Origin of the sequence: Aquiflexum sp. (assembly GCF_041751335.1) — a bacterium.
Lineage (GTDB): Bacteria > Bacteroidota > Bacteroidia > Cytophagales > Cyclobacteriaceae > Aquiflexum.
In genome coordinates, this window is sequence record NZ_JBGSXS010000432.1 from 1 (window position 1) to 9,303 (window position 9,303).

9 protein-coding genes and 1 rRNA gene are annotated in these 9,303 nt (G+C 40.0%); 5 read left to right on the plus strand and 5 right to left on the minus strand.

Annotation, left to right across the window (positions count from 1 at the left end; genetic code table 11):
* The 3 genes from rrf to ACEW8U_RS22835 form a co-directional block, all read left to right on the plus strand.
* Positions 1 to 106, plus strand: a 5S ribosomal RNA gene (gene rrf / locus ACEW8U_RS22825); the annotation flags it as partial.
* A 523-nt stretch (positions 107 to 629) separates the two neighbouring features.
* Entirely contained in the window at positions 630 to 1,130 is a 501-nt protein-coding gene (locus tag ACEW8U_RS22830) for a transposase (protein ID WP_373524374.1), read from the plus strand.
* A 326-nt stretch (positions 1,131 to 1,456) separates the two neighbouring features.
* Positions 1,457 to 4,042, plus strand: coding sequence for a zinc-dependent metalloprotease (locus ACEW8U_RS22835; protein ID WP_373524366.1), 2,586 nt, complete (start codon positions 1,457 to 1,459; stop codon positions 4,040 to 4,042).
* A gap of 254 nt (positions 4,043 to 4,296) precedes the next feature.
* Here the strand turns inward: ACEW8U_RS22835 and ACEW8U_RS22840 are convergent, their stop codons facing one another.
* Complete coding sequence (locus tag ACEW8U_RS22840) at positions 4,297 to 4,599, minus strand: helix-turn-helix domain-containing protein (RefSeq protein WP_373524367.1); 303 nt, start codon at positions 4,597 to 4,599, stop codon at positions 4,297 to 4,299.
* 65 nt (positions 4,600 to 4,664) lie between these two features.
* Here ACEW8U_RS22840 and ACEW8U_RS22845 point away from each other — a divergent pair, with 65 nt between their 5' ends.
* Both ACEW8U_RS22845 and ACEW8U_RS22850 read left to right on the plus strand, forming a co-directional pair.
* Positions 4,665 to 5,363, plus strand: coding sequence for a response regulator transcription factor (locus tag ACEW8U_RS22845; protein ID WP_373524368.1), 699 nt, complete (start codon positions 4,665 to 4,667; stop codon positions 5,361 to 5,363).
* 29 nt (positions 5,364 to 5,392) lie between these two features.
* Positions 5,393 to 6,859 (plus strand): ATP-binding protein, encoded by a 1,467-nt coding sequence (locus ACEW8U_RS22850; RefSeq protein ID WP_373524369.1) that lies wholly within the window; start codon positions 5,393 to 5,395, stop codon positions 6,857 to 6,859.
* 82 nt (positions 6,860 to 6,941) lie between these two features.
* On the opposite strand, the gene ACEW8U_RS22855 is transcribed toward ACEW8U_RS22850, so the two are convergent.
* The 4 genes from ACEW8U_RS22855 to ACEW8U_RS22870 all read right to left on the minus strand — a co-directional run.
* Positions 6,942 to 7,382 carry a DM13 domain-containing protein gene (locus tag ACEW8U_RS22855; RefSeq protein WP_373524370.1) on the minus strand — a complete coding sequence of 147 codons (441 nt, stop codon included), beginning with the start codon at positions 7,380 to 7,382 and terminating at the stop codon, positions 6,942 to 6,944.
* 11 nt (positions 7,383 to 7,393) lie between these two features.
* Complete coding sequence (locus ACEW8U_RS22860) at positions 7,394 to 8,056, minus strand: Crp/Fnr family transcriptional regulator (protein WP_373524371.1); 663 nt, start codon at positions 8,054 to 8,056, stop codon at positions 7,394 to 7,396.
* On the minus strand, positions 8,053 to 8,922 hold the full coding sequence (locus ACEW8U_RS22865) for a hypothetical protein (RefSeq protein WP_373524372.1): 870 nt from the start codon (positions 8,920 to 8,922) through the stop codon (positions 8,053 to 8,055). The genes ACEW8U_RS22860 and ACEW8U_RS22865 overlap by 4 nt, the downstream gene beginning before the upstream one ends.
* A gap of 47 nt (positions 8,923 to 8,969) precedes the next feature.
* Positions 8,970 to 9,303, minus strand: a 334-nt coding sequence (locus ACEW8U_RS22870) for a DM13 domain-containing protein (RefSeq protein ID WP_373524373.1), incomplete at its 5' end; no start/stop codon positions are given.

The following is a 9,303-nucleotide window of genomic DNA, read 5'->3' on the forward strand; positions in this document are numbered from 1 at the left end:
GGCCCAGCGCAGGGGTCCCACCTCTTCCCATCCCGAACAGAGAAGTTAAGCCCTGCAGCGCCGATGGTACTGGGGTTACACCCGGGAGAGTAGGCCGCCGCCACATTATCAAAAAGCCAGCACACAATGCTGGCTTTTGGCGTTTCTTGGGGGTTAAATCGTGATTATGCAATAAGATAGAAAAATGGTTTGAAAATATTTGAATATGTTCTAAAAACCCCGATTTTTAGTATGATCAACTTTCACCAAAATGGTTAATCTACCAATAGAATATTCTGACAAGCCAGTTACCTCTTTTGGAGGCATGAGCCTTATGAAATGGTTTCTTGATCAGACAAAGTTAAGAAGTATTTAGGCACCCTGGATTGCCTCAATCCGGCTCGGACCGGGGATATGACCCTTCTGATATAGTGACCTCATTCTGGCTTAGCATCTGGACAGGGGCAAGCCGCTATATCCACTGCGACTGGTTAAGGTATGACAAAGTTTTCCAGTCGGTATTCGGTTGGGAACAGATGCCATCCCAGAGTACATACAGTAGGTTTTTTGGGAAGTTTTCCCAAAAGAGGAACATAGAGATTTTCCTGGTTCTTTAAAACTAGTTTTTTGATCAAATAGGGGTTGACAACATCACTGTTGATTTTGACAGCACAGTGATAACCCGGTACGGAGAACAGGAAGGTAGCGCAAAAGGGTACAATCCCAATAAAAGGGGAAGGAATTCCCATCACCCCCCGATGGCCTTTGTAGGGCAGACTAGCATGGTCACCAATGCATGGTTAAGGCCCGGCAATACTGCAGACAGCAGCAGTTGCAAGCTCTTTATGCAGGAGACTTTTGAGCAGGCACTCAAAGGTAAAAAGATAGGTCTGGTAAGTGCAAACAGCGGTTTTTGCCTGCAGAATTTTTGGGCTACCGAAGCTTCATTTAGGGTCATCATGGTGGCCTATAATCTCTTGAGCCTATTCAGGCATTTTGCACTCAACCACCATAACAGGGCAACCTTAAAAATACTCAAATCCTATTGCTTTGCATCAGGGGCATGGAAAGTCAATCATGCCAATAAACAGGTCTTGAAAATCTCATTACCTGTCAAAAAAAGACCGTGGATGGATGGAATCTTCTCCTAAATTCAGAATCTAAGCCTTCCTTTCAATTATTCTAATGTATAATCCGGGTTAAACAATTTTGTCCGGAAAAGGTATTATGTATACCCGTAACGCAACTTGAAATTCTCAAAACCCATTTGAAAGTTTTACATAATTTGAATTTTAAATTTTGCTTGGATTAAGGAAAAACCTTTGAGGTCTTTTTTAGACCTCAAAGGTTCAAACTTCGTCAACTTCGGACTCCCAATTTCTAACATTTATTTCTAATAAGTCTATTTAATAAAATACAGTTATATTCCTTCTAAAAGTATTTGTATATTTCAAAGAAATTTCAATTAAAGAGAACAATGATTAAACCAACAAAGCTATTTATCCTTTCAGCCATATTAATGCTGTTTGTAGGATTCGGGTCTGTACATGATGTACATGCACAAAAGAAAAAAAAGAAAGCAGAGACCATCGCTACTGCCACCCCTTCACCTGAAAGGAAACCTGAAAAGAAGAAATTGGAAGATGTAATAAAAGGTCATAAAAAATTCGAAGGCCTTTTTACTTTCTATCAGGATACCACAAGTGGTGAATTGAAAATGTTGATCAGTAAAGAGCAATTGGGAAATGAATACCTGTATTTCTCGCAAATTGGGGATGGAGTTACTGAAGCTGGTACTTTCAGAGGGGCTTATGGGGAGAATAAAATCTTCAAAATCGAAAGGTATTTCAATCGGGTTGAATTCGTAAGTCAAAATACGTCCTACTACTTTGATGCTGATAACCCGCTAAGCCGTTCAGCTGATGCCAATATTAGTTCAGGAATCATGGCAAGTGCTAAAATAGAGTTTGATGATGCTGAGATGGGTATTATACTGATCAAGGCAGATAATTTATTTTTAAAAGAGACTTTTTCGCAGATCAAAAGGCCGTCTTATCCAGGTGAATCACCTACCTCTTTTAAATTGGGGAATCTGGACAGTGAAAAGACCAAAGTAATTGCAGTAAGAAATTATGAGAAAAACACTGATTTGGCGGTTGAGTATGTTTATTCAAACCCATCTGTTCTAAACGGTGGATCCCAGGCAGTAACAGATGGAAGGAATGTTTCCATAAAAGTATATCATAGTATGATAGAATTACCTGACAATGGATACTTACCACGATTTGATGATCCAAGGGTTGGGTTTTTTACTACGAAAGTCACCGACATGACTTCAAGCAGTCCGACTCCCTACAGGGATTTGATCCATCGTTGGGATTTGAGAAAAAAAGATCCGAGTGCAGCCTTATCAGATCCAATTGAACCGATAGTATGGTGGATAGAGAATTCAACCCCACTTGAATGGAGACCGACGATCATGAACGCGGTATTAGAATGGAACAAAGCTTTTGAAAGGGCAGGTTTTAAAAATGCTGTTCAAGTGATGATCCAACCGGATGATGCCGATTGGGATGCAGGCGATATCCGGTACAACGTGTTAAGATGGACTAGTTCACCGAATCCTCCATTTGGAGGCTACGGCCCGAGTTTCGTCAATCCTAGAACCGGACAGATTTTAGGATCTGATATCATGTTGGAGTTTGTGTACCATACCAATAGGGTGGTTTATGACAGGCTTTTCGGTGAAGAAACCGCAACTGAGAGTGAATTTGGAACTTGGCATAACGGGTATTTCTGTACTGTAGGGGCACATTTGCAGAACAACATGATGTTTGGTCAGGCATTTTTACGCGCAAGCGGCGCTTCTGATCTTGAAATGGAAGGTATGAAAATGGAAGCCATGTCAGAATTGTTGATGCATGAAGTGGGACATACTTTGGGATTGAACCATAATATGAAAGCTTCTCAATTGTATTCACCTGCACAATTGGCAGACAAAAACTTCATTGAAGGAAAAGCCTTAACAGGTTCTGTCATGGATTATTTGGCCATCAACCTTTCTCCTGATAAAGAAACCCAAGGTCATTACTTCACTACCACAGTCGGTCCTTATGATCTATGGGCAATTGAATTTGGATATACGCCAGTCAAGAATTCAAATGAATTGGATGTTATATTGGCCAAATCCACCCAACCTGAACTGATTTTCGGTAACGATGCTGATGATATGAGATCTCCGGGTAAAGCCATTGATCCAAGAGTGATGATAGGTGACCTTTCAAATGATCAGATAGGATATTCTATCCATATGATGGAAACTTCCAAAAATCTCATGAAGGAAATCAAAGAAAAATATACCAAAGACGGTGAATCTTATCAGGAACTGGTACAGGCTTATGGAGTGTTGATGAATCAATATAGCACCGCAGGTAGCGTCATGTCTAGGTTTATTGGTGGTGTTTATGTTGATCGGGCAATGGCAGGACAGGAAGGCGCGACACAACCTTATACTCCCGTTAGTCTTAAGGATCAAAAAAGGGCAATGTCAGCATTGAGCAAATATATGTTTGCATCCAATGCCTATGACATCCCTGAAGACCTGATCAATTACCTCGCAAGACAAAGAAGAGGTTTTGATTTTATTTCAGGAACCGAAGATCCCAAAATCCATCAGCAGGTATTGAACTCACAGAAAAATGTATTGGCACATTTGACCCATCCCAATACCTTGCAGAGAATGGTGGATTCGGAATTGTATGGCAATGAATACAACATGGCAACATACATGAACGACCTGACCAAAGCCATATTTGATGCCGATATCAATGGAAATGTCAATTCCTTCAGACAAAACCTTCAGATGGAGTATGTGAATACGCTCAAAGGGATGGTTTCAGGAACCTCTAGCAACAGGTACAACCACCTAGCCAAATCAGCGGCCTTGTATAACTTAAATTATATCAAGGGCAAGGCAAACAATGCTGGCGGGAATCTATCCTCCAAAGCCCATAAGGATCATTTGAAATTGTTGATCGATAATTCTTTGAAAGAAGTGAAGTAGGGGTTTGGTGTGGTTAGCATGAATTTTGCCATTTACATGAATTCCATATTTAATGGGACGGAAGACGGGAGACCGAAGATGGCAGGAATTTATATTTAACCAGCTCTGAATTAATTTTCTTGATTAATAAATGAAAAAGAAGACTGTCTTTATAGAGTAAGGGCAGTCTCTTTTTATGTTTAAATCATTAAAAAAATGATGAGAAAAGACTTTATGGAAGGTGAAAATTAACCAATATTGGGATATCAACTTTATCAAACACCCAACACAATAGCAGTATCGATATCCAATTTTTTGCTTATTTTCCTTGCTATTTTTAAAGTCGGTTCACTTTTTCCATTTAAATATTCACTGATTCTTGAGGTACTTACTCCAAGTAATTCTGAGAGATTTTTTTGGTTGAGGCCTCGTTCATTCATTCTAATCTTGATACTATCAGAAACCTGTAGGCCAAATATATGTAGCAAACCAGCGCCTTGTTTTATCGACTTCTTTTGTTGAAAACCGACAGGTTCTTTTTTGTCTTGGATAATTAATGGGAAGAAAAATACTATCAACTCACTTCGTGATACTTTCGTGAATATTTCGATTTACTTTTATCGGTATTTACAACATGTCACTTATGAAAAAGGTACTGGTAGTCGAAGATGACCCAAATATCAGCCAATTGATTCAGATTCACCTCAAGGACTTGGGATACCATATTCAGATTTCGAATAATGGCCGGCTTGGGTATGAACTAGCCTCCTCGGGTTTGTTTGACCTGATAATCCTTGATATCATGCTTCCAGAAATGGACGGCATAAGCATCTGTCAAAAGCTTAGGGCATTGGATAATTTTACCCCTATCCTGATGATCACAGCCAAATCCGAAGAAATTGATAAAGTGATGGGATTGGAATCCGGGGCTGATGATTACATCACCAAGCCTTTCAAAATCAGGGAATTTATTGCGAGGGTAAAAGCCATTATGAGAAGGCAGGACCAATTTGTTCTTTTGAGCAATAAAAATGAGGATGCCGTAAGGTTTGAAAACTTGGAGATAGATGAAAAAAGGAGGAAAGTCTTATTAAACCAAAAGAGAATTGACCTTACTCCCAAGGAGTTTGACCTGCTTATGCTATTGGCCAGAAGTCCCGGCAGGAGTTACAGCAGGTCGGAGCTTTTGGAACTGATCTGGGGATATGACTTCAGTGGCTATGAACACACCGTCAATGCCCATATCAACCGTTTAAGATCAAAAATCGAGATTGATGCCAATAATCCAAACTTTATATTGACAACCTGGGGCATCGGTTACCGCTTTAATGACGAATGGTAAAACCCTTTTGACAATAAAAATATGTTTGTATGAAAAGTCTATATTGGAGAATTTCTTTAGTTTTCACCCTTGTGATGATGGTGGTGGGCTTTGCCTACATCCTGATTACAACAATTGCTTCTAAAAACTATTTTTTGGAAACTACCCAAAAATTGAACGCTTCAGTCGCTGAATATCTGGTCAAAGAAGCTCCCCCTTTCAAAAACGGAGAGGTAAATGAGGAAGCCTTGGGTGTAATCATGCATTCCATGATGGCTGTCAATCCAAGTATTGAAGTATTTCTTCTAGATCCTGAAGGTGAGATCCTTTCATTTGTGGTTTTGGATTCCAAGGTCAAACTTAAAAGGGTAGATGTCAAACCTGTAAAAGAATTTATAGAATCACGAGGATCTAAGTTCATTTTAGGAGATGACCCTAGGGCAAATGGCTATCAGACTATATTTTCTGCCACAGAGGTCATGGAAGATGGCAGACTTTTGGGGTATGTATACATCACCTTGGCAAGTGAAAAATTTGAAGAAGTAGCAGCAGGTCTATTGGGAAGCTATTGGCTCAAATTGACATTGAATTCTTTCTTGATAACAATGGTAATTTCATTGTTCATTTCCATGTTATTGACAGCGCTTTTGACAAAAAACCTTCGAGAAATAGTCAAAACGGTAAGTAAGTTTAAAGATGGAGACCTTCAGGTAAGAATCCCCGAGATGAAGACCAACTCTGAACTTTCCTTACTTGCTTCCACATTCAACAAAATGGCAGACAATATCCTCCGTAATATGGACGAACTCAAAAAAGTGGATAGCCTGAGGAGGGAATTGATCGCAAATGTATCCCATGACCTTCGTAATCCTTTGGCTGTGATCAACGGATATGTGGAAACCATGATGATCAAGGGTGATCAGATCACTGAATCTGAAAGGGAGCAATACCTGAAAATCATCTCTGATTCCTCAGACAGGCTCACCAATCTGGTGGCGGATTTATTTGAGCTGTCCAAACTGGAATCCGGTCAGATGCAGTTGAAATTAGAGCCTTTCCGAATTCAGGAATTGCTTTTTGACGCTTGCCTTAAGTTTGAACTTTTGGCAAAAGCCAAAAAAATAGACCTTGTTGCAGACATTTCCCCATCACTTCCTGTGGTGGAAGCAGACCTTTATTTATTGGATAGGGTGATCCAAAACCTTATTGACAATGCAGTAAAATATGCTCCTGAAAACGGAAAGATAACCCTCAAAGCTTTTTATTGCGAGACCACCTACAAAGTCTGTGTGAGTATCAAAAATACAGGTTCGGGAATACCCCAGAAAGATTTGGGTTTACTCTTTGAAAGGTATTATATGGTCGATAGGGACAAAAAAGGAATTGAAGGCGCTGGTTTGGGTTTGGCAATAGTCAAAAAAATATTGGAAGTCCACAATTCAAACATTCAGGTCTTCTCAGATTCTTCCACTTTTACCGAATTTGTTTTTGAACTTGATCCAATGCAAGCCAATTAATTAAACCCTCTCTTGAAATAAACAAAAAAGGGAGATGAATCCTCATCCCCCATTTTGACAAATAAACAAACCAAACAAAATGTTATTCCAGTAGGGCATTTCCAAAAGGAATGGCGGCGGCTCCGCACCAGATGATACCATGTGTAAACTTATCGTCTTTATTGCCCTGAAGTTCATAAAAATGCGCACCTGGCTTGTTTGCCAATCCTAACAATTGGAAACTTCCGCTTTCATTTAATCTCAATGAAGAAGAGGTAGATAGGTAAACAGTGACTGTACCTGTAGAAAACTTTGTCGTGAAATTTTCACTCAGGGAAATATAAAATTTTCCCGCCTGGTCTTTTACAAGTTGAACGGTCCCCCTAGTCCCTGCTCCGCTCTGGTTTGATAAGGTACCGCTCTTAAGCACTTCTAGCGGACCTGTGACCAGTACAGGATCATCCATCGGAATGTCTTCCGACATGTTATCGCAAGACAACAGAAAAGCTGTCATTAAAACTAAAATCATGCTTAAATTTTTCATGTTGAATTTGTTTAATTGTGAAAATTTGACAGGCTTCTGAATAGAATCCGGTCCCTTGAATAAATGATTTTCTTTTTGTTTTTAAGTTCATTCATGACCGCTGTTACTGTTTGCCGACTGGTATCCGCAAGTTTTGCAATGTCATCGTGAGACAACCATATTTTCAGCAAAGTTTCATCTCCAAATTTCTGACCTGCTTTATGGGCAAGGTTTAGGAGCGTTTCTTTGATACGATAAGCGGCATTGTTATTTAATAGCCTTTGGTGCCGGAGTTTTATTTTTTTGAAATCTTCCAAAACAAGGTTTGAAATACCGGAAACCAAGTTGGGAACATTGTCAAAATTGATGTCCGAGAGCTTGATAAAATGGATTTCGGTTGTATCAGAAAGTGCAATGGCAGATTTATTAAAATACACATCAGGATGGAATAAGGCATCCCATTCTCCGAATATTTGTCCTTCAGTCTTGATGTCATGGATAACCTGATTACCGGACACAACTAATTCACAAAGTTTTACAGAACCGCTTTTGACTAGGAAAAGCTTGTTTGCCAAATCCCCCTGATGGTAAAGAGTTTGGAATTTCCCCAGTTTTTTGAATGGCAGAAACATCAAACCAATGGGATAGGTCCTTTTTTCTGTGGTAGAGTCTAATATTTTATTGATGTCATTCATTTTGTAGGAGGTTTGAGGTTATAAAAGACACCAATTCCAAAGACTCCCCCTGAGTAGATGTTTTTTCTTTGGAACAGAAGGTCATTGAAATTGCGGTATGTAAGACTTAAATGAAACTCCTTATAGACCGGAGCGCTGAGACCCAAACTGTAGCTCGTGTATTCTGTGCCGTCACCCCTTACAAAATCTGTCACTTCGGTAATTTCATCAACTGAGGTCAGGCCATTCATTCGTAAATTGAACCAAACTATATCAGCAATCTTATAGCCCAATTCCACCCCAATAGCAATCTGATCACTGAAAGAAATCCCGTCATATTGTGTCCTGTAATTGTAAGACCCAAATAGGGATCCGTAAAATGGGAAATCCCCCAAAGCAAATGAAGTAGCCAAAGTAGTCCAGACGTTGAATTCTCCATCGCCGCTCGGAAGATTGATTCTTTCAAAATCATTGACCTTGCTGTTTGCAAAATTATTGGCCTTGCCTGTCGGGATTTCCGGAGCGACGCTGATGGCCAATGGAAAATATTTTTTCAACAAAGCATGTTTGAATTCCAATCTCAGGTCTCCAAGGCCTGAAACAGTTTCAGTAGTTTCAAAACCATTGAAGTTCTGCAAAGGCAAATTGGTAATGATGGTAAATTTGTCCGTTACCCCGTATTCCCCATAAAAGACAATGCTTTGCTGGTGAAACCTGTTGGTAACCAGCCTTTCTCCATCAAGGGTGAAGTAATCTTTGGAATTAAAAGTAGAAAATGCGGTCTGGAAAAAACCTTCCCCTTTTGATTTGGTCCATCCGCTCTGACCACTGACTTCCTGGACAACAAACACCAGTGCCAAAATCTGGAAGAATTTTATATTTTTCATAATTGGAGAATTAAGCATCCCATGTACACCGGGATGCTGTTGGTTAATTATTGCAACCTTGCATTTCCAAATGGAATTCCGACCGATCCACACCAAAGGATCACATGGGAATACTTTCCTAAATCTGTTCCAGGCGTTATCCTAAAGAAGTTTTCCCCTGCATTTCGAACAGGACCGACCAACAATAAATTGGGATTGCCATTTGCCGGATCAGGGGTAAATGTATCGGAAGTAGACAGGAACACGGTTACAGTACCTGTTCCCAAAGCCGTCCTGAAAGCACTGTTGAATGCCAGAAATACAGTTCCTTGACTGTCTGACCCGATTGAAGCCGTTCCCGCACTTCCTGCGCCGTTTTGATCTGTGAAAGTTCCCGAGCGC

Bases quoted from the DNA above. Each gene is read 5' to 3' on its own strand.
- ACEW8U_RS22855 (WP_373524370.1), bottom strand. From the start codon at position 7,382: ATGAAAAATTTAAGCATGATTTTAGTTTTAATGACAGCTTTTCTGTTG.
- ACEW8U_RS22850 (WP_373524369.1), top strand. From the start codon at position 5,393: ATGAAAAGTCTATATTGGAGAATTTCTTTAGTTTTCACCCTTGTGATG.
- ACEW8U_RS22860 (WP_373524371.1), bottom strand. From the start codon at position 8,056: ATGAATGACATCAATAAAATATTAGACTCTACCACAGAAAAAAGGACC.
- ACEW8U_RS22865 (WP_373524372.1), bottom strand. From the start codon at position 8,922: ATGAAAAATATAAAATTCTTCCAGATTTTGGCACTGGTGTTTGTTGTC.
- ACEW8U_RS22845 (WP_373524368.1), top strand. From the start codon at position 4,665: ATGAAAAAGGTACTGGTAGTCGAAGATGACCCAAATATCAGCCAATTG.
- ACEW8U_RS22835 (WP_373524366.1), top strand. From the start codon at position 1,457: ATGATTAAACCAACAAAGCTATTTATCCTTTCAGCCATATTAATGCTG.